19 protein-coding genes and 1 tRNA gene are annotated in these 19,211 nt (G+C 66.1%); 11 read left to right on the top strand and 9 right to left on the bottom strand.

Annotation, left to right across the window (positions count from 1 at the left end):
- Nucleotides 1–37 precede the first annotated feature (37 nt).
- The 7 genes from AC5RWD_RS04435 to AC5RWD_RS04405 all read left to right on the top strand — a co-directional run bounded on the left by AC5RWD_RS04435 (nucleotide 38) and on the right by AC5RWD_RS04405 (nucleotide 10,113).
- Nucleotides 38–1,789: a glycerol-3-phosphate dehydrogenase/oxidase gene (locus tag AC5RWD_RS04435; RefSeq protein WP_494018873.1), complete on the top strand. Its 1,752-nt coding sequence runs from the start codon at nucleotides 38–40 to the stop codon at nucleotides 1,787–1,789.
- Between the two features lie 50 nt (nucleotides 1,790–1,839).
- Nucleotides 1,840–2,328: a PTS sugar transporter subunit IIA gene (locus tag AC5RWD_RS04430; RefSeq protein ID WP_494018872.1), complete on the top strand. Its 489-nt coding sequence runs from the start codon at nucleotides 1,840–1,842 to the stop codon at nucleotides 2,326–2,328.
- 118 nt (nucleotides 2,329–2,446) lie between these two features.
- A complete protein-coding gene (locus tag AC5RWD_RS04425) occupies nucleotides 2,447–3,301 on the top strand; it encodes an SURF1 family protein (RefSeq protein WP_494018871.1) in 855 nt (284 codons plus the stop codon).
- Nucleotides 3,298–3,798 (top strand): DUF3817 domain-containing protein, encoded by a 501-nt coding sequence (locus tag AC5RWD_RS04420; RefSeq protein ID WP_494018870.1) that lies wholly within the window; start codon nucleotides 3,298–3,300, stop codon nucleotides 3,796–3,798. The genes AC5RWD_RS04425 and AC5RWD_RS04420 overlap by 4 nt, the downstream gene beginning before the upstream one ends.
- A 71-nt stretch (nucleotides 3,799–3,869) precedes the next feature.
- Nucleotides 3,870–5,459: a glutamine-hydrolyzing GMP synthase gene (guaA, locus tag AC5RWD_RS04415; RefSeq protein WP_494018869.1), complete on the top strand. Its 1,590-nt coding sequence runs from the start codon at nucleotides 3,870–3,872 to the stop codon at nucleotides 5,457–5,459.
- A 158-nt stretch (nucleotides 5,460–5,617) separates the two neighbouring features.
- Nucleotides 5,618–9,850 carry an AAA family ATPase gene (locus tag AC5RWD_RS04410; RefSeq protein WP_494018868.1) on the top strand — a complete coding sequence of 1,411 codons (4,233 nt, stop codon included), beginning with the start codon at nucleotides 5,618–5,620 and terminating at the stop codon, nucleotides 9,848–9,850.
- Nucleotides 9,847–10,113, top strand: a complete 267-nt coding sequence (locus AC5RWD_RS04405) for a hypothetical protein (protein WP_494018867.1) — start codon at nucleotides 9,847–9,849, stop codon at nucleotides 10,111–10,113. Before AC5RWD_RS04410 ends, AC5RWD_RS04405 begins: the two co-directional genes overlap by 4 nt.
- A 103-nt stretch (nucleotides 10,114–10,216) precedes the next feature.
- Here the strand turns inward: AC5RWD_RS04405 and cpaB are convergent, their stop codons facing one another.
- The 3 genes from cpaB to AC5RWD_RS04390 all read right to left on the bottom strand — a co-directional run bounded on the left by cpaB (nucleotide 10,217) and on the right by AC5RWD_RS04390 (nucleotide 12,218).
- Complete coding sequence (gene cpaB / locus AC5RWD_RS04400; protein ID WP_494018866.1) at nucleotides 10,217–10,963, bottom strand: Flp pilus assembly protein CpaB; 747 nt, start codon at nucleotides 10,961–10,963, stop codon at nucleotides 10,217–10,219.
- A gap of 208 nt (nucleotides 10,964–11,171) precedes the next feature.
- The gene (locus AC5RWD_RS04395; RefSeq protein WP_307104183.1) at nucleotides 11,172–11,459 is read right to left on the bottom strand and encodes an FmdB family zinc ribbon protein; all 288 of its coding nucleotides are present in this window, start codon (nucleotides 11,457–11,459) and stop codon (nucleotides 11,172–11,174) included.
- A gap of 147 nt (nucleotides 11,460–11,606) precedes the next feature.
- A complete protein-coding gene (locus AC5RWD_RS04390) occupies nucleotides 11,607–12,218 on the bottom strand; it encodes a 5-formyltetrahydrofolate cyclo-ligase (protein ID WP_494018865.1) in 612 nt (203 codons plus the stop codon).
- 88 nt (nucleotides 12,219–12,306) lie between these two features.
- On the opposite strand from AC5RWD_RS04390, the gene galU reads away from it, so the two are divergent.
- From galU to AC5RWD_RS04370, 4 genes are all read left to right on the top strand, one after another.
- Nucleotides 12,307–13,212 (top strand): UTP--glucose-1-phosphate uridylyltransferase GalU, encoded by a 906-nt coding sequence (gene galU, locus AC5RWD_RS04385; protein WP_494018864.1) that lies wholly within the window; start codon nucleotides 12,307–12,309, stop codon nucleotides 13,210–13,212.
- A 6-nt stretch (nucleotides 13,213–13,218) separates the two neighbouring features.
- Nucleotides 13,219–13,839, top strand: a complete 621-nt coding sequence (locus AC5RWD_RS04380) for a GNAT family N-acetyltransferase (protein ID WP_494018863.1) — start codon at nucleotides 13,219–13,221, stop codon at nucleotides 13,837–13,839.
- A 127-nt stretch (nucleotides 13,840–13,966) separates the two neighbouring features.
- On the top strand, nucleotides 13,967–14,944 hold the full coding sequence (locus AC5RWD_RS04375; RefSeq protein WP_494018862.1) for a hypothetical protein: 978 nt from the start codon (nucleotides 13,967–13,969) through the stop codon (nucleotides 14,942–14,944).
- 121 nt (nucleotides 14,945–15,065) lie between these two features.
- Nucleotides 15,066–15,138, top strand: a tRNA-Ala gene (locus AC5RWD_RS04370).
- A 96-nt stretch (nucleotides 15,139–15,234) separates the two neighbouring features.
- Here the strand turns inward: AC5RWD_RS04370 and AC5RWD_RS04365 are convergent.
- The 6 genes from AC5RWD_RS04365 to AC5RWD_RS04340 form a co-directional block, all read right to left on the bottom strand.
- Nucleotides 15,235–15,636, bottom strand: a complete 402-nt coding sequence (locus AC5RWD_RS04365) for an Hpt domain-containing protein (RefSeq protein WP_494018861.1) — start codon at nucleotides 15,634–15,636, stop codon at nucleotides 15,235–15,237.
- Between the two features lie 496 nt (nucleotides 15,637–16,132).
- The gene (locus AC5RWD_RS04360; RefSeq protein WP_494018860.1) at nucleotides 16,133–16,474 is read right to left on the bottom strand and encodes a hypothetical protein; all 342 of its coding nucleotides are present in this window, start codon (nucleotides 16,472–16,474) and stop codon (nucleotides 16,133–16,135) included.
- Between the two features lie 75 nt (nucleotides 16,475–16,549).
- Complete coding sequence (gene zapE / locus AC5RWD_RS04355) at nucleotides 16,550–17,056, bottom strand: AFG1/ZapE family ATPase (RefSeq protein ID WP_494018859.1); 507 nt, start codon at nucleotides 17,054–17,056, stop codon at nucleotides 16,550–16,552.
- On the bottom strand, nucleotides 17,056–18,051 hold the full coding sequence (corA, locus tag AC5RWD_RS04350; RefSeq protein WP_494018858.1) for a magnesium/cobalt transporter CorA: 996 nt from the start codon (nucleotides 18,049–18,051) through the stop codon (nucleotides 17,056–17,058). The genes zapE and corA overlap by 1 nt, the downstream gene beginning before the upstream one ends.
- Before the next feature lie 62 nt (nucleotides 18,052–18,113).
- Nucleotides 18,114–18,539 carry a DUF1761 domain-containing protein gene (locus tag AC5RWD_RS04345; RefSeq protein ID WP_494018857.1) on the bottom strand — a complete coding sequence of 142 codons (426 nt, stop codon included), beginning with the start codon at nucleotides 18,537–18,539 and terminating at the stop codon, nucleotides 18,114–18,116.
- A gap of 9 nt (nucleotides 18,540–18,548) precedes the next feature.
- On the bottom strand, nucleotides 18,549–19,067 hold the full coding sequence (locus AC5RWD_RS04340; RefSeq protein WP_494018856.1) for an Lrp/AsnC family transcriptional regulator: 519 nt from the start codon (nucleotides 19,065–19,067) through the stop codon (nucleotides 18,549–18,551).
- Nucleotides 19,068–19,211 lie beyond the last annotated feature (144 nt).

Below are 19,211 nucleotides of genomic sequence, written 5' to 3'. Positions count from 1 at the left end.
GGTGAACTACAACGTTCCATGAGGATGGAGGCCTGTCATGACCGGTTTTGGTGACCGTCCGGCGGCGACCAAGGGAGCTCTTGGCCCCGAGGCACGGGATGCCGCGCTGGCCGCGCTGAAGGCTTCGGCGGAGCCAGGCAAGGAGCTGGACATCCTCATCGTGGGCGGCGGCATCGTCGGCACCGGTGTGGCCCTTGACGCAGTGACCCGCGGCCTGAACGTCGGCATCGTTGAAGCCAGCGACTGGGCCGCCGGGACGTCATCACGGTCCTCCAAGCTCATCCACGGCGGCCTCCGTTACCTGGAAATGCTCGACTTCGCACTCGTGAAGGAAGCGCTCCAGGAACGGGGGCTGCTGCTTTCCGAGCTGGCGCCGCACCTGGCCAGGCCTGTCCCGTTCCTGTACCCGCTCACCAAACACTTCGTGGAGCGGCCGTACATCGGTGCAGGCATCGCGCTGTACGACGTCATGTCCATCTCCGGCGGGCACAAGCGCGGCGTGCCGTTCCACAAGCACCTCTCGCGCCGGGGCACCCTGCGCGCCGCCCCGAGCCTGAAGGACGACGCCTTCGTCGGTTCGATCCGCTACTACGACGGCCAGGTGGACGACGCGAAGTACGTGGCCAACCTGGTGCGCACCGCCGCCTACTACGGCGCGCACGCGGTCAACCAGACCGCCGTCGTCGACTTCCTGCGCGAGGGGGAGCGCGTCGTGGGCGCCAAAGTGGTCAACCGCGAGGACAACTCCACCTTCAACATCCGGGCCAAGCAGGTCATCAACGCCACCGGGGTGTGGACCGACGAAACCCAGGCCATGGTCACCGAGCGCGGCCAGCTGAAGGTGCGCGCATCCAAGGGGATCCACCTGGTGGTGCCGCGGGACCGCTTCCAGTCAACAGTCGGCCTGATCCTGCGGACGGAGAAGTCCGTGCTGTTCGTCATCCCGTGGGGGCGGCACTGGATCATCGGCACCACGGACACCGACTGGCACCTGGACAAGGCCCACCCGGCGGCCTCCAGCAAGGACATCGACTACCTCCTGGAACACGTCAACAAGGTCCTGAAGCGGCCCCTCACCCGGGAAGACGTGGAAGGCGTCTATGCCGGGCTCCGGCCGCTGCTGGCCGGGGAAAACGACTCCACGGCCAAACTCTCCCGCGAGCACGTCGTGGCCCATCCCGTGCCCGGCCTGGTGGTAGTGGCCGGCGGCAAGTGGACCACGTACCGCGTCATGGCAAAGGACGCCGTGGACGAAGCCGTGCGCAGCATGGACGAGCGCGTGCCTCCGAGCTGCACCGAGACCATCCCGCTGCTGGGGGCCAACGGCTTCAAGGCCGCCTGGAACCGCCGCAACCGGACCGCCGAGGAGTCGGGGGTGCATGTGGCGCGCGTGGAGCACCTGCTGAACCGCTACGGGTCCATGGCGTCGGAGGTGCTGGCCATCATCAAGGACCGGCCCGAACTGGCCGAGCCGCTGCCCGGTGCCGACGATTACCTGCAGGCCGAGGCGGTCTATGCGGCAACCCACGAGGGTGCCCGGCACGTGCACGACGTCCTGACCCGGCGCACGAGGATTTCCATCGAGGCGTGGGACCGCGGTGTGTCCGCCGTCCCGGTAGTCGCTAAGCTTATGGGAGAAATTCTTGGCTGGAGCGACGCGCAGCGGGAAAGCGAAGTCAAGCATTACCTTGCGCGGGTGGAAGCCGAACGGCTCAGCCAGCAGCAGCCCGATGATGAATCGGCCGATGCTGCCCGGCTGGGCGCGGAGGACATCGTCCCGCTGCGCTGAGCTCGCAACCCGCCGCCGGACAGGCCCCGGCCTCACTGAAGGGACACCACTTGGCGGAACCACTGGACCGTTACGATGCCGAGCTCACCACACCGGACATGGTGATCCTCGAAATGGACGCCGAGGACAAGGTGGACGCGGCCGGCCAGCTGGCCCGGAAGCTGTTCGACGCCGGCCGTGTCTCAGACCTCGAGGGCTTCCTGGCGCACGTCAACGCCCGTGAGCACCAGCTGGCTACCGGCCTGCCCGGGGGAGTTGGCCTGCCGCACGCCCGCAGCGAGTTCGTCTCCGAAACCTCGATCGCCGTCGGAATCACCAAGTATGGCAAGGCCCTGGACTTTGGCGCCTCTGACGGTCCGGCCACCGTGGTCCTGCTCATCGCCACACCGGCGAGCTCGTTCTCCGACCACCTCGAAGTGCTCGCCACCCTGGCACGGTCACTGTCCAAGGAATCGTTCCGCGAGTCGCTGCGCCGGGCCTACGACGCCGAGGTCATCGCTGAACTCATCAACTCAAGCCTGGTCTTCTTCGACCACTGAGAATTGGGGCAGGCCCCTGCGTGTCGACTCCGTCGCCACGCAGGGACCCGGCTGCCCCACTCTTGGGGAGTCCTCTGGCGGTTCGTTGTTCTACACGCGGACGAAGTAACGTTAAGGGGTGTGGAAAACAGCCCTCCAGCCCCGGTGGATCGCAGGCCTGGTCTTTGCGATCGCCGTTTCGGGTGTCTTTGTGCTCCTGAGCCAGTGGCAGTTCAGCCGTTCCACGCAGCCCGAGGTGCCGGTCAACCCCGCCACGGAGCAGGTCCGGGCCCTGACGACAACCCTGCAGCCCGGTGACTTCTTCCGGGGTTCGGTGGCGGACCAGATGGTCCAGGCGTCCGGCACCTACGACCCGGCGAAGCAGGTCCTGGTTGCGGGCCGGCTCAAGGACGGCAAGACCGGATATTGGGTGGTCACAGCCTTCGCCGTGACGGACGCCCCCGTGCTCAAAGGCGCGGCAGCCTCGCCGAAGACCTACATACCGGTGGCCCGCGGCTGGATCGCCGATCCCGCTGACGCCAGCGCCCCGCCGTCGGGCGTTATCCAGCTGACCGGACGGCTCCTGCCGTCCGAAGCCCCGGTGCCCAACGCGGCCCCCGACCCCGGCCGGGCGACGGCAGTCTCCGTGGCCGAACTCATCAACGCCTGGAACGTCAGCAGTTACCCCGCGTTCGTTTCCGCCACGGCGGAAAAGTCAGGAACGGCCGACGTCGGTGCTGCCGCCGGCAGCGGCCTCGAGCCGCTCAACATCGCTGCCCAGCCGCCGGCCGAGAAGGTCAACTGGCTGAACCTGTTCTACTCCGTGGAGTGGATCGTTTTCGCCGGATTTGCCCTGTTCATCTGGTGGCGGCTGGTCAAGGATGACTACCGCAGAAGCCTCGAGGACGCCGAGGACCATGACGCCGGTGGCCACACCCACGACGGACCAGAACCTACCCAGCCCAACGAGATCCAACAAAAGGTACAGCCATGATCGAACCCAAGCCGGCCATCCAGCCCTCGAACCCGACCGGGGCGGCGAAGAAGCGACGCTTTGGCGGTACGGAGGCGCAGATCCGCTCCGCCCTGAAGTTCTACAAGGTCATGGCCTACCTCACAGGTGCCATGCTGCTGCTGCTCTGCGCGGAACTGGTGGCCCGCTACGGCTTCGGCCAGTACCTCTTCGCCGGCGGAACGGACGCCGTGACCGGCCAGCCATTCGGCTTCGGCTTCGCGCAGGCAGAACCGAAGGGCGTCCTCAGCGGGTTCAACGTGTCCGTGACCGTGCTCATCGTCCACGGCTGGATGTACGTCGTGTACCTCATGTCCAACTTCCGGCTTTGGACGCTGATGCGCTGGCCGTTCGCCAAAATGATCCTGCTGGCGCTCGGCGGCGTGGTCCCGTTCCTGTCCTTCATCGTGGAGAAGAAGTTCCATGCCGAGGTGGAGGCCGAACTCGCCGCGAACCCGCAGGCCGCCAGCCGCTACTGATCCGCGTTCCGTGCGTCACAGCGGGCCCGCTCAAGATGCATCGGGGCAATCGCGCCAAGTAGGCTAGTACGGTGACTACTCCCACTGCATCCCAGACTTCCCAGAAGCCGGTGCTGGTTGTTGACTACGGTGCCCAGTACGCGCAGCTGATTGCCCGCCGCGTCCGGGAAGCAAATGTGTATTCGGAAGTGGTTCCGCATACCTACAGCACTGAGCAGCTCCTGGCCAAGAACCCCGCCGCCATCATCCTCTCCGGCGGACCCGCCAGCGTCTACGCCGACGGTGCCCCGAGCGTCGGCGCCGACCTTTTCGAGGCCGGTGTTCCGGTCTTCGGCATCTGCTACGGCTTCCAGGCCATGGCCAACGCCCTCGGCGGCAAGGTGGACAAGACCGGCCTGCGGGAGTACGGCTCCACCCAGACCACCATCCTTGGGGAAGGCCGTTCCGTCCTCGAAGGAATGCCCCAGCACCAGAACACCTGGATGAGCCACGGTGACTCCGTCCACGAGGCTCCCGAGGGCTTTGAGGTGCTGGCCACCACAGCCGGCGCTGAAGTTGCCGCGTTCGCCAACGAGGAGAAGTGCCTGTACGGCGTGCAGTGGCACCCCGAGGTGAAGCACTCGGCCTACGGCCAGCAGGTCCTGGAGAACTTCCTGTTCAAGGGCGCCAAGCTGGAACCGAACTGGACCACGGGCAACATCCTTGAGGAGCAGGTGGAGCGCATCCGCAAGCAGATCGGCGATGCCCGGGTTATCTGCGGCCTCTCCGGCGGTGTGGATTCCGCTGTTGCCGCAGCCCTCGTCCAGCGCGCCGTGGGCGACCATCTCACCTGTGTGTTCGTCGACCACGGACTGCTGCGCGAGGGCGAGGCCGAGCAGGTGGAGCGTGACTTCGTTGCCGCCACCGGCGTGAACCTCTACGTTGCCAACGAGCAGGAGCGCTTCCAGGCCGCGCTGGCCGGCGTCAGCGATCCCGAAACCAAGCGCAAGATCATCGGCCGCGAGTTCATCCGGGCCTTCGAAGAGGCCGAGCGCGCCATCATCGCCGACGCAGCAGCGCACGGTGAAAAGATCAAGTTCCTCGTGCAGGGCACCCTGTACCCGGACGTCGTCGAATCCGGCGGCGGCGAGGGCGCAGCGAACATCAAGAGCCACCACAACGTGGGCGGACTCCCGGAGGACCTGCAGTTCGAGCTCGTTGAGCCGCTGCGCGCCCTGTTCAAGGACGAGGTGCGTGCCGTTGGTGCCCAGCTCGGCCTGCCGCAGGAGATCGTTGGCCGCCAGCCGTTCCCCGGCCCCGGCCTGGGAATCCGCATCGTCGGCGAGGTCACCAAGGAACGCCTGGACCTGCTGCGCAAGGCAGACGCCATCGCCCGCGCAGAACTGACCGCTGCCGGACTCGACAATGACGTCTGGCAGATGCCTGTGGTACTCCTCGCGGACGTCCGGAGCGTTGGTGTCCAGGGCGACGGCCGTACCTACGGCCACCCGATCGTGCTGCGCCCCGTCTCTTCCGAGGACGCCATGACGGCTGACTGGTCGCGGCTTCCCTACGACCTGCTGGCCCGGATCTCCAACCGGATCACCAACGAGGTGGACGGCGTCAACCGCGTGGTGCTCGATGTCACCAGCAAGCCGCCGGGAACCATCGAGTGGGAATAGCGTTGTGAAAATGGCCGGCCTCCGCAGAGAGGCCGGCCATTTGCATTCCCGGGGATCGGATCGGCCATGACGGGCAACGGTGCGAAATGCGCCGCAACTTGGGCCGACCCAGTGTTGCGGTCTCTCAACCGCGGCGGTTTCCGGCTACGCTCGAAACTATGCCCGTATGGTCCAAGGCGTCACGCGCAAGCTCAGAAAAGAAGGCAGTAGTGTCAGTAGGTCAGGTCGACTCCGAGGGTTCGGAGGAGCTCAGGAAGTGGCTGTCCGGGCTCAAGCCCGTTACGGGGGCAGACACCATGCTGCGCTTCACCAAAACTCCCGAGGGTTCCATCGACCTTACCCACGCGCACCCTTCCGGCCTGGCGCAGCTCATGGCCGGGCGGCGGACACGGCTCTCCACACTGATCCGCGACCAGCAGCAGTACGTCGTGGCCGCCCGGGCCTGCCGGAACCTGCGCTCCAAGATTTTCGAACTGGCAAATGACCGCGGCATCGAGGCCGGGTACTTCTCGGCCGGCACCGTCGTGTGGACCTCCGCCGTGGGCGGCAAACCGCAGCGCGTCTCGGCGCCGGTGATGCTGACTGCCATGTCGCTTACCATCCGCCCCGGGGAAGACGACTACGAACTCCAGCTCACGGAGCAGGCGCACATTAATCCTGCCCTGATCAGGCATCTGAAAAACATCCACGGGATCGTCTTCGACGTCAACGCCGTGACACGCATGGCGTACAGCACTGCGCGGTTCGACCCCCTGCCCGTGCTGGACAGGATCAGCACCCTGGTCAAGCCGATCCACGGCGCCGACGTGGAGCACAACCTGCTAGTCTCGACCTTCGCGGACCTTTCCGGCAACCTGGACGATCCGTGGATCAACGCACACAACCCCCTGGTGGCCGCGCTGGCCAAGGCCGCATCGGGTGAAATCGTTGACGTGCCCGCGCTCCAGCCCGGACGCTTTCCCAGCGTGGACGAGCGGGACCCGGCTGAGGAGCTGCTCCTCCTGGACGCCGACGCCGACCAGCAGTACGTGATCGACGCCGTCAGGGCAGGCGACTCCCTGGTGGTGAGCAGCCCGCCCGGCACCGGCCAGACCCAGACGGCCATCAACACCATCGGCGCGCTCGTGGACGAAGGCAAAACCGTTCTGGTGGTGGGGGACCGGCGTGCCAGCCTCAACGAAGTAGCCGGACGCCTCGAAAACCTGGGCCTGGACTCCATCCTTTTCCAGCTGTCCGGAAACGCAACACCACAGCAGCTCAAGGGCCAGCTGGTGCGCGCCATCGTGCGCAACGAGAAGGCCCAGGAGCCGCAGCTCGGGAACCTGCACAAGACCCTCACCGAGCACCGCCATGCCCTGGTGGACCACGTGGCGTCGCTGCACAACGTGCGGCAGCGGTGGGGGTGCTCACCGTACCAGGCCATGCAGTCGCTCGCCGAGCTGACATCCATCCAGCCCGCCCCGGCCACCACCGTCCGGCTCAAGCGCAGCGTCCTGGACAGCATCCGGGACCGCGAGGAGCTCGCCGGCCGGCTGAAGCGGGCCGCCGAACTCGGTGCGTTCAGCAGGGCATCGACCACCAGCCCCTGGCACGGTGCCCGGCTGGTGACGCGAAAGGAAACCGAGGAAGCGCAGGAACTGGCGCGTGCGGTGGCGAAGAAGCTGCCGCTGCTGCAGGAACGGATGAAGGACGTGGCCAGCCACGCCGAAATCCGCTTGGGCACCACCTTCGCCGAATGGGGCTCCCAGCTCAAGCTCCTGGTGGCCGTCCGCGAAAGCCTGGACAAATTCACCCCGGACATTTTTGACCGGCCCGTGACCGACCTGATTTCCGCGACGGCGTCCTCGTCCTGGCGCAGGGAGCGCGGCATCGAGATGGCCTCCATGCAGCGGTCCCGCCTGCGCCGGGTGGCCAAGGAGTACGTCCGCCCTGGCGTGCACATTGCCGACCTTCACAGTTCGCTGGTGCTGGTCCAGGAACAGCGTGCCCAGTGGGCCGGCTACGCCACCACACAGCGGCATCCGGCGGTGCCGTCCGGACTGGCGGAAATCAGCATCATGCACCGCGGACTGACCCGCGAGATGAAGATGCTGGGCGAGGCCCTGCGGCATACGGCAGCCGGCGGTTCGCTCGAAAACATTCCGTACCCGGAGCTCATGGAGCGTCTGGAACGGCTGGTCGCGGACACCCAGACGCTGCAGACACTGCCCGAGCGCACGCTGCTCATCGAGAACATGCGCGAGCACGGGCTGGGGGAGCTGCTGGCAGACCTTTCTGAGCGCGAGGTCGGGGCCGGGTCCGTCGCCGCCGAACTGGACCTGGCCTGGTGGCAGTCGGCCCTTGAGGCGATGATCAGCGGTGACGACTACCTGGCCATGTCCGACGGCGACGCGCTGCGCCAGCTGGAGGCGGAGTACCGGCTCGCGGACAACGCCCACATCGCCAGCGGCGCCGGGCGGCTGCGGTGGAAGCTGGCTGAGCGCTGGCGCGCGGGCATCGAGGAACACGCCCGTCAGGCGGACCTGCTCCGGAGCCTGCTCAAGGACGGGCGGGTCACGTTGGCTGCGCTGACGGCGCAGGCACCGGGGCTGGTTCCCATGCTGGTGCCCGTCTGGTCGGTCAGCCCCTACCTCATGACCGGCCTCCTGCCTGCCGAGCAGAAGTTCGACGCCGTGGTGATCCTCGACGCCGAGGCGACCTCGCTGCAGGCGGTCCTCCCCGCCGTCGCGCGCGCCCGGCAGGTGATCGCCTTCGGTGACGACAGGATCGCCAGCCCGCGCACCTTTACCGTTGCCGTGGAGCGGCTCGCCGCCGGCGAACAGTCGCACCAGAGTGTCGAAAGCGCCTTCACCGCACTTTCGGCAGTGCTGCCGACGGCGCCGCTGCGCTCTGTCTACCGGGCGGTGGACGAGGACCTGGTGCTGCAGCTGAGCAAGAACTTCTACGACGGCGGCCTCCGCCGCCTCCCCGAAGGGCAGTCGGCCACCGGGCTGGACCGTGCGCTGACGGTGGAGTACCTGCCCGACGGTACTGGCCTGCCCAGCGCTGACCATGAGGGCGTAGAGTCTGTGGTGGCCGAAGTGAACCGCGTGGTGGAGCTCGTGTTCGAGCACGCGCGGCTCCGTCCCCGGACGTCGCTGGCGGTGGTGACTGCTAGCCTCCGGCACGCGGCACGCATCGGCGAGTCCATCCGCCTGCAGCTGCCCAACCATCCGTCGCTGTCCGGATTCTTCACAGCGGGTGATGAATCCTTCCGGGTTGTGGACCTGGAGCGTGCCCAGGGGCTGGTCCGCGACCGCGTGATCTTCTCGCCGGGCTACGGGCGGACGCCGCACGGCCGCGCCCTGCACAGCTTCGGCCCGCTGTCCGCCGAGGGAGGCCGGGCCAAGTTCGCCCTCGCCATGACCAGGGCGCGGCAGTCGCTTCATGTCCTCACGTGCTTCAAACCGGAGGACCTTGACCGGACGCGGCTGGCCCACGGCGCCGTCGATCTCTTCGAACTTCTGGACCGGGAGATCTCCGGCAACACGGATCTGGGGACGCCTGCGTCCAGGGCAGCGGCAAGTGAACAGGCGTTGGGGGCCGACCCACTGGTTGCGGATCTCGGCGACCGCCTGCGGGCCTGCGGTGCCCGTGTGTGGCACCAATACGACGGTGTTATCGACGTCGTGGCCGCGGCCGACCCGCTCAGCACCATGGGCCAGGACGAGGCCGATATTCCCCGGCCGGTAGCCATCGAATCGGACGGTACCGAGCAGTACCGGCAGATGACAGTCCGGGAACGCAGCCGGCTGCGCCCCCAGCTGTTGGAGCGGCTCGGCTGGCGGTACATGCCGCTGTGGACCATCGAGGTGTTCACCGATCCCTCGGCGTGCGCCGACAGGATCGGCGGGTACCTCGGGCTTGAGAAGCCTGCCCCTGCGCTGCGCTCCGTGGGGGCGCCGGGATTCTTCCTGGATGACGACGTCAGTACCCTCGCGGTGGGCGACTTCGAGTCCGGTCCGGGGGAGGAGGACCCCTACCAGGACATGGATGGCCGTTTCGGCGACGAGCGGGATGGTAACGATGCGGACCAAGGCGGTTGGGAAGCACCCGGTGGGGGCGCAGCCGAGGCGGACCAGACGGACGTGCAGCCGCCGGGCGCGTACTCGTCCGGCCGGCAACAGACGGACGGGGACCAGTCGGACCCTGACGTGACAGACGCTGACCAGACAGCTGACCGGACGGACGGTGATCAGGCAGTGGCTGATCAGACTCGCTTTGATCAGGCTGGCACCGATCAATCTGACGGTCACGGGGACGATTCCGGCGCGGCCGGCGCCGGAGTAGGCCTCGGCTCTGAGCCCGGCTTGGAACGGCCGGCCAAGGAACGCAAGGAGGGCCTGCTGTGACATCCGACGGCGGGACCGGACGCAACGACGAGGCCGAACGCAACGACGAGGCGGGACGCCAGAACGGGGCCGAGCCCCAAGGCGAGCAGACGGCGGACCGGGAGAAGCCCGCAACGGCTCCGCGCCCCAAGGCTGGCGGCCGGCCGACCGGCGTGGTCCCTAAGCGGGCAGCCGAGGACGATCCGCGCACCTGGGGCGACGCAGAATCTGGCAACGACCACGACGCCTGGCTGAAGGAGCAGAAGCCCCCGCACTGGGGCTGAACCATCGGCAAACACGCCGGATTCCCACAGACCAGAGGTTCGCACCGGTCTGAGGACTCGCACCTGAGGACTCGCACGGGTCTGGTGTTTTGCACGGGCCTGCTCACCCGGCACCGGATCCCACCAGGACAAAAAACAGCTTTCCCTGGGTTGACGCGCCCGCCAAGGCACTGGCCTGGGCAGGAGTGGCAGCAACGACCAGCAGCCCGTCAGAATCCCCGGCGGCAAGCCACTGGCCGCCCTGCCCTTCCCGGCCGGAGGTCCACAGGACGGGCACCGACTTGGCAAGGACCTTCGAGGCTGATGCCTGCTCGTAGCCGTTGCCGCTTGTCAGAACGACGTTCACCAGTTGCCCGGGGGACACCAGTTGGATGGACGACGGATCTGCCATCCGCAGCGGCACCGCCGCGGACCCGGGCGGCGCTCCCGTCAGCAGGCCCGGCCCCACCAACTGCGCGTTGGTGAGGAGCTGGCCCTTGCGGAGCGGCGCTGCCAGCTGCCTGCCGTCCACTCCGGAGCTGTCAGCGAAAGTCCCGTCAGGCACCAGGGCCGGCGGAACGCTGACGGAACTGACGTCGCTCCTGGCCAGACTCGCTCCGGCTGGAAGGTCACGGGCCGCGGCCAGAACGTTCACGGTCTGGGCAGGGGCAGGAGTGAGCTGGTGGACGGCGATTCCCGCGGCTGCGCAGAGCAGGAGTGCCACGGCAAGACGGCGGTTACGGTTCAGCCATCCCGCGAAGCGCCGTCCGGGCGGACGCGGGCGGGCGGCAGAACCGGGCAATGCGTGGGCGCGGCCGGGGCGAAGGGCCGGGCGGGATGCCCTTGCAGGGAATATTCCGGTAGCTGGCATGCCGCCACGCTACGGGCCACCCGTCGGCTCATGACAGGTGGCACTAGCCGTATGTGGAAAAGCGCTTCGAGGCGCATCTGAAGACTGACGTGCAAGCGCGCACCGGCAGGCGCGCCGGAGGGGTACCTAATGGAAGCGCGAGAGTCCGGCGGGGTAATCCCGGCCGGACTCTCTGAGCCTGAAGGCGGCAGGTGCCGCAGGAACTCGCCTAGCTCGCGGCTGCCGCCGCCGGGGCAGCGGAAGATGCAGACGAAGAGGAGGCAGCCGGGGCGGCCGGCGCTGACGCAGCGGGGGAGGGCGAGACGGTGCTGCCCTTGGAATCGCGCGAATCAGTCCGGTAGAAGCCCGAGCCCTTGAAGACCACGCCCACGCTGTTGAACTTCTTGCGGAGCGTGCCCTGGCATTCGGGGCAGGACGTCAGAGTGCTGTCGGTGAAAGACTGCACGATGTCGAAGGCATGGCTGCAATCCTTGCAGGCATAGGCATACGTGGGCACTGTAGATCCTCCTCTTGGACAAACGACAGGTCCCGTGCTGCCTGGCTTCATTTCCCGGATTCTCCTCAACGGATCACCGCGGCGGAAATGCCTCCATTAGCAGTCGCAGGGCCTGAGTGCCAATTCTATCACCCCGCTCGGGCGCGGTCACGCGAAGGCTACCAGCCCGGAGGGCATCAGCACTGCCTCGACTGGGCGGTCGAAGTCCTCAGCCGGGATTGACTGGGCCGGCAGGAGTTCGGAGTCGTAGATGATGGCGGCCTTCGGAAGGTGCAGGCCGCCGGCGTTGGCTGCAGCCAGGAACTTGTCGTAGTAGCCGCCGCCCTGTCCGATCCTGTTGCCGCTGCGGTCAACCGCCGTCGCCGGCATGAACATTCCGGCCGCTGTCCGCACCGTATCCAGGCCGTGTCGCTCACCCGCGGGTTCCTGGATGGGCGCGTACCTGCTGCGGATGAACTCGCTGTCGGGGGTCCAGAAAACCCAGCTGAGCTCCCGGTCCGGTTCGCAGACAGGGAGCAGGATGCTGTGGCCGGCCTCATGCAGCGCATGCAGCAGGGGAAGTGTTGGCGGTTCGAAGTCGACGCCGAGATAGGCAGTGAACGTGGCCGGCCTGCCCGCAGCGATGGCTTCGGCCCAGGGCAGCCCATGGGTGGCGATGCCGTCGCCGGCCATTGCAAGGTCCGTTGCTGTCATCGTGGCCCGGATCTGCCGGTGCCGCGAACGGATCCCGTCCTTCGACGGCATGGTCCCTGTTGGCATGGATGTCATCCTTTGTCGCAGCGGCAGGCGGCCGGGCCACTCCCGGAAGCATTTACCGTATGAATGTTCCCTCGGATAGATTAGACCAGTGACTTCCACTAATTGTTCAGTCCGCAAGGCCGTAATCCCCGCTGCTGGGCTCGGCACCAGGTTCCTGCCTGCCACCAAGGCCATGCCCAAGGAAATGCTGCCGGTGGTTGACAAGCCGGCCATCCAGTACGTCGTCGAGGAGGCCGTCAAGGTGGGCCTTAGCGACGTCCTGATGATCACGGGACGCAACAAGCGCGCGCTCGAGGACCACTTCGACCGCGTCCCGGCCCTGGAAGCGACGCTGGAGGCCAAGGGCGACACCGCAAAGCTGGAATCCATCCAGGCCGCGAGCAACCTCGGTGACATCCACTATGTGCGCCAGGGAGACCCCAAGGGCCTTGGCCACGCGGTGCTGCGTGCGCGCCAGCACGTGGGCTACGAGCCGTTCGCCGTTCTCCTCGGCGATGACCTGATCGATGCCCGCGATGAACTTCTGAGCACCATGATTGAGGTGCAGGCCAAGACCGGCGGATCCGTGGTGGCGCTCATCGAGGTGGAACCGTCCCAGATCAGCGCCTACGGCTGCGCGGATATCTCCGAGATTGATGGCGAGGGTTTCGTCCGCATCAACAAGCTGGTGGAGAAGCCGGACGTCGACGAGGCGCCCTCCAACCTGGCTGTCATCGGCCGGTACGTGCTCCACCCCGATGTGTTCGATGTGCTGGAAAAGACCGAACCCGGCCGCGGCGGCGAGATCCAGCTGACGGACGCCCTGCAGGAGCTGGCCAGCAGGGACGGCGAAGGCGGCGGTGTGTATGGCGTCGTCTTCCGTGGCCGCCGTTACGACACCGGGGACAAGCTCAGCTACCTCAAGGCCTGCGTGGAGCTGGCCATCGACAGCGAAGACCTCGGACCTGGCCTGCGTGCCTGGCTTCCGGAAATTGCCAGCCGTCTGTCCGAGTAGCCTTTCATGAGGGTCAGCCACATCTGGCCGGTCACGCTGGAGTGCGGGGACATTGTCCTGCGGCCCATCAGGTACCGGGACCGGAAAGAGTGGACTGAGGTCCGTTCCCGCAACAGCGACTGGCTGGCGCCCTGGGAGGCCTCGAATCCGATCGCGGGCGGGGCTCTGCCCGACTACCGCCAGATGGTCAGGTCCCTGAACGCACAGGCGGCCCAGGCCACCGCGCTGCCCTTTGTGATCACGGAATGGACACCCGGACACCGTGACCCCGTCATTGTGGGGCAGCTGACGGTCTCCTCCATTGTGTGGGGATCCGCCTTGATGGCAACGCTCGGCTACTGGGTGGACCAGGCGCGGGCCGGGCACGGGATCGCTCCCACGGCGGTGGCCATGGCAACTGACCATTGTTTCCGGACCCTTGGCCTGCACCGGATGGAAATCAACATCCGTCCCGAAAACGGACCCAGCCTTCGCGTCGTGGAGAAGCTCGGCTTCCGGGACGAGGGTTACCGTCCGCGCTATCTGCACATCAACGGGGAATGGGCAGACCACCGCTCCTTCGCCCTGACGTCGGAGGAAGTCCCGGAAGGTCTCCTCAGCCGCTGGCTGCGGGTCAGGCCTGCCTGACCGCTGACCGGCGGAGCCGCTGGTCAGGGCCGGGTTTCACCACATAAGTCCATTGATTTGAAGCTCGGCCGCGACACACCGAGACGAATGCCACAACAGCCCCCACATACCTCATACGGTTTTGTGTGTGGACTTCCCCCTTAGCAGCTCAGTCATCCTTGTGGTTGCTGTCGCGCTCTGGATCGTTTGGGTTGCCCCTTACGTGCTCCGCAACGGCCGGCATCAGTTCCAGGCTGCCGGTGACCTGATGCTGGAGAGCATCGACGCCGAAACTGCAAACCCGCAAGCCGGAACGGTTGTGTATATGGCCGCCCAGCAGGAGAAAAGCATGGACACCAGGAAGAGCAGCGAACCAGCAACAGGCCCCACCCCGGCTCCGTCCGGCAGCAGGCCTGCCGCCAAGGGGGCCGGTGCCTTTCGGATCCGCTACGGACGGACGGCAATCGCGTTTGTCGGGTTGCTGTCCTTCGTGACGGCGATTGTGTCCGGAGTCCTGCGTCTCTTTGGGCTCGGCAACCCCTGGATTCCGGCCGTGGCGTTCCTGACCGGTGCTGCCGCCGTCGTAATTTTGCGGCGGCTCGCTGTCCGAGACCGGCGCAGGAAAGTCAACGCCGCCTTCAAGGCCGCCATGGGCTCGCCCGCCGACCGGGAGCCGGCCGTCGAGCGCCCAGCGGAGGCGGCACCCGCCCCGGAGTCTGTGAAGCCCCGGGAAAACACCCTCTTCGACGCCGAGGCGGAAGCGCCGAAGCCCAAGCCCCTCACGGCAGTCGAACTGCGCGAGGCGGCACTGGCGGTTGCCCTCGCGGCCGGCGACGAAAGCGCGGCAGCCCCTGCGCAGGCTCCGGCGGCCCCGCCAGAATCCAGCTGGGATCCGGTGGAAGTTCCCAAGCCGACATACGTTGAAGCGGCCAAGGCCGAGCGTCCCGCACCCGAGCCGCTGGTTCTCCCGGAGGCTCCGAAGTCCGTGGGCAAGCCGTCACTCAAGCAGGGTCCGGCCGCCGCACCTCCTGCGGCCTCCCCGAATGCCGAGCCCGCCAAGCCGCTGACCAAGGCGCAGAGCGCGCTGAGCAACCTCGATGACGTACTGCAGCGCCGCCGCGCCTAGCCGGCCTTCACTGCGAACAGCGTTACGGACACGCGACATTTGAAGCCTGGTTGGCAAACCGGCAAGAAAATTTGTAGCCTAGGGAAACCGGCGTTGGAGTTCCTTCGGAAAACGGCGCCATGGGGTTATAGCTCAGTTGGTAGAGCGCTTCGTTCGCATCGAAGAGGTCAGGGGTTCGAATCCCCTTAGCTCCACAGTCCCACCCCGGTCCTCGGACCGGGGTGTTTTTGCTTTGCCTTGTGAGGTTGTACCGGGGCATGGCATACAAGCTGGGAATGCGTGGCTGCGGCTCATGAGCCCGGAGCACCGTGTGACTTGGGCGGCAGATGGCCGCGCCTGGACGCTTCCCGGACTACCTGGCGGATGTTGGCGAACAGGACTGCCTTTACCGCCGTCATGTCAGGGCTGTGCCCGTGTTTCAGCGCGCTCTCAAGGCTGTGGCAGTATGCCTCGAGGCGCTGCGCGCCCGCCATCCCGGAGCTGACCCTCAGGCTGATGATGGCCTCCAGGGTCGTGTCTGTATCGCCGCGGGTGAGGCCCTTGAAGATCTTGGCCGCCCGCACGGGGAGCATCACCAGATACTCCTCCATGAATTTCTGTGCTGCGTCCTCCCCGGCTTCTTCCGTAAGGTCCTGCAGCGCGCCATCATCCAGTACCGGAAGGTCCTGGCCCGCGTCCGGGTCCTCCGCCATGCTGCCACCTCATCAGTTGTCTGCGCCGTCCTGCGATTCTCAATGAAATGGTCCGGGACATAGCTCAAGAACCTGACACTGTCATCGCAGGTTCGGATCAAGAGTTCGCCAACGTTCATCCGAGGAGCCGCAGCCGGGTGATCCGCCGGGCAGCTGGCGGGAGATGTTTGTCCGCCGGGTCCGGAGTACATGGGGGGAATGCGTTCCGGACCCGGCAGTTCTGAAGCGACGGTTCGCGGCTACCTTCTGCTTCAGGGACAGGAACAGTCTGCGGCCTGCACGCTATGAATCGCCGGTGCTACCTGAGAGTCAAACTTCGTTTCTACCCCCTAGGCGAGGGGGTAGGCGCTCCGTGCCCAAGGTTTTCCCAAGCTTGGGGGCGCGGCTTCCATTTCAACGAAGATTCGTCACCGCAGGAGCCCTTTTGCCAATGCAAAAGCGGCCACGGGGAGGGAAATGCCCTGCCCGTGGCCGCCAGACGTGTTAGAGAGGCGGTCTACTGGCCGCCGCAGAACTTGCTGTAGGTACTGCCGGCCTGCTCGTAGCCGGCCTTCAAATCGGTGAGCTTGGCCTCGTCCGGAGTTTCCTTGGCGGACTCGTCCGTGTATTCCAGAATGGCCTGCAGCGCCGGGCGCAGCTCGTCCGAGGACACAGCCTCGATGGGGCGGATCTGGTTCGCCAGGCGGGTCATGCCGGTCTTGCCCACGGAGTTCGTGGGGTTCGAGACAACCGTCCTGATCCGGTCGCAGGTTTGTGCGGTGGTGAGCTGCGGTGCAGCGCAGGCGGAAGCGGAGAGGACGAACCCGGCGGCAAGCAGGGCAGTAGCGAGTTTCTTCATGTTTCCCTCAGTAGTTGATGTCAATCGATTGTAAGCAGACACAACCGGCTCGGGACGGCCGGGTTACGCCGGTTGTTAGCAGCCGGCGGACTGTTCATCCGCCAACTGTTCGTCCGACTCGATCCTGCGAAGCACGGAGAGCCGCGCTCCAATGAGTGCGAGGACGGCGGCCAGTTCCTCGGGAGCGGCGCCCTCCTGCGAACTAAACGGGCTGCCAAACACGCCAGGCGCAATGAGGAACGGGGTGATGTCCCGCTCGTGGAGGACGTTCAGCAAAGCCAGGAACCGCTGCCAGTCAGCCGGGCTGGCCGCGGACTCTGCAGAAGGTGAAGGGATGCCGTCCACCACCCAAGCCGGGAACGATTCCGCCAGCAGAAGATAGTCCGCCGTCGACCTATCCCTGCCGCACAGCTCGGCAAAGCTGGCCCAGAGCATGTCCGGGTCGGCGCTTTTGACCGGCATCGGACCGGTGGGCAGGCTCAGGACGTCCCGCTGGGACGGGGAGGGCCGGAAAAGCCCGTAGGCACCCAACTGCCGCTCGGTGCCGGGCGTGATGACCAGGCCGCGGTGAAAACCCGCCACTAGAGCCAGCCCTTCCGCTTGAAGATGAGATACATGAGGGCGGCTGTGGCTGCCATCAGCAGCATCGCCATCGGGTAGCCGTAGGCCCAATGCAGCTCCGGCATATGGTCAAAGTTCATGCCGTACACGCCGGCCACAAACGACGGTGCGAAGAAGATAGCCGCCCAGGACGAGATCTTTTTTACCTGCTCGTTCTGCTGCGCGCTCGCCTCATTCTGCCGGTTGGCGGTAAGCGTGCCGTCCAGCGTCAGCGCGTTCTGAAGGAGGTCCCTGAATGAATCAGCCCGCGAAATCACCCGCTCCACGTGGTCCTCGACGTCCCGGAGATTGTGCTGGAGCTCGGCGTCGGCAGCAAAGTCGTCAAATCCCTCGTTGAGCTGCTGCATCATGGCCGGCAGCGGATGGATGGCCCGCTGGAACTGGATGACCTCGCGGGCGAGCTCATAGATGCGGCGGGACACCGCGGAATCCCCGGAAAACAGTTGGTCCTCGATTTCGTCGATGTCGTTTTCCAGCCCCGCCACCACCGGGGCGTAGTCGTCCACCACCTGGTCCAGCAGCGCGTACAGGACCGCAGGTGGTCCGTGGCGGAGGAGGTCCGGCCTGGACTCCAGACGCCGGCGTACCTGTCCGACGCCGGACATTTCGGCATGCCGGACGGTCACCACGAAGTTCGTTCCCACGAAAATATGGAGCTCACCGAATTCCACGGTTTCGGTGTCATCGCGGTACCGGGCCGGCCTCAGGACAGTGAACAGGCTGTCCCCGTAGCGCTCCAGCTTGGGCCGTTGGTGGGCCGAGACGGCGTCCTCAACGGCCAGCTCGTGGAGACCAAACTCCTCGGCGACGGCGGCCATTTCGGCTTTCGAGGGACGGTACAGGCCGATCCAGGCCATTCCGCCGTGGTTATCGAGCGTTTCAAACGTCTGCTCCAGGTTTCCGGGCTCCGCGGTGCGCACCCCGTCGACGTAGACGGCGTTGTCGATGATGGTCACAGTCTGCAGGTCTCCGTCTATTCGGGTCAGGACTTCGCTTTGGGTCAGGACTTCGCGTTGGATCAGGACATTGCGCCGATGATGACTCCGGCGGCTGTCATGGCGAGGACATCGTGGCCGGAGTCGATGAGCGTCACCGCCGCAGGACGTCCGGCGAAACCGTTGTGGATTACGTGGCCCCCTACGCGGAACACCACGGCCAGTACAAAAGCGAACGATCCGCCGGCCAGGGCGCTGCCGAGTCCGAGCTTGCTGATCAGAACTGCGAGGAGGATGGCTGTCAGGGCTGCAGCTGCCATCATGGGAACCCATATTCCGGTGCCGCCATCAGTGTTCCTGAGGTCCTGTTCCGTCTTGCCCACGGCCTCCATCCACCGCCTGCCGAGCACAGCGGGCAGGTACCAGACGAAGCCGATGGCCATGCTCGCGACGAAGGCAAGAAGCACCGCGAGCCAGTTGACCTGAAAGAAGTAAGAGAACCAATCCATCCTCGAATCCTATTCCGGCCGGAGGGCCGCAGCCCCCGGAGCCGACTGGACCAGGCGGCTGATCAGCGGCTCGGTCCGGTACGGGATGTGCGTGTGCAGGGCCAATACGGTTTCGGTGCGGATCACGCCCTTGATGCGCAGGATCGAACGCAGTGCGCCCTGGAGATTCTGCGTGTCCGTGGCCACCACCCGGCACCAGACGTCGCCCCGGCCGGAGATCTCGTGCACTTCAAGTACCTGGGGAATCAGCCGCAAAGCGGCGATCACGCCGTCTAGCTCCCGGTGCGTCACTTCAATTGTCACAAAAGCGACGACGTCGTATCCCACCGCTTCGAGGTCGATCTCGCGGCCGCCGTCGTGCAGGATGCCAGAGCGCAACATCCGGCGCACCCGTGACTGGGCAGTGTTCCGCGCAATGCCGAGTTTTTCGCTCAGCTCGCCGATCTGGACCCGGGGGTCGCGGATCAGCTCGAGCAGGATCTTCAGATCCGTGGGGTCCAACGTGTTCAATTCGTCACTTCGGTTCATGATTCCGGCCAAAGATTGATGGTTTTGCTCAATATTCGCACAGAATGGCACCCCGGTACGCACTCCTGCCGCATTCTTTAGGGACCAAGATTTCATCCGCGGGAGGAGCCCCCACAAGGGGCCGGGTTCCCCGGACACAGGCAA

The sequence above is a fragment of the Arthrobacter sp. CMU6 genome, assembly GCF_059090205.1.
Note: the sequence above shows the minus strand (reverse complement) of the source record. Positions and strands in the feature narration are given on the sequence as shown.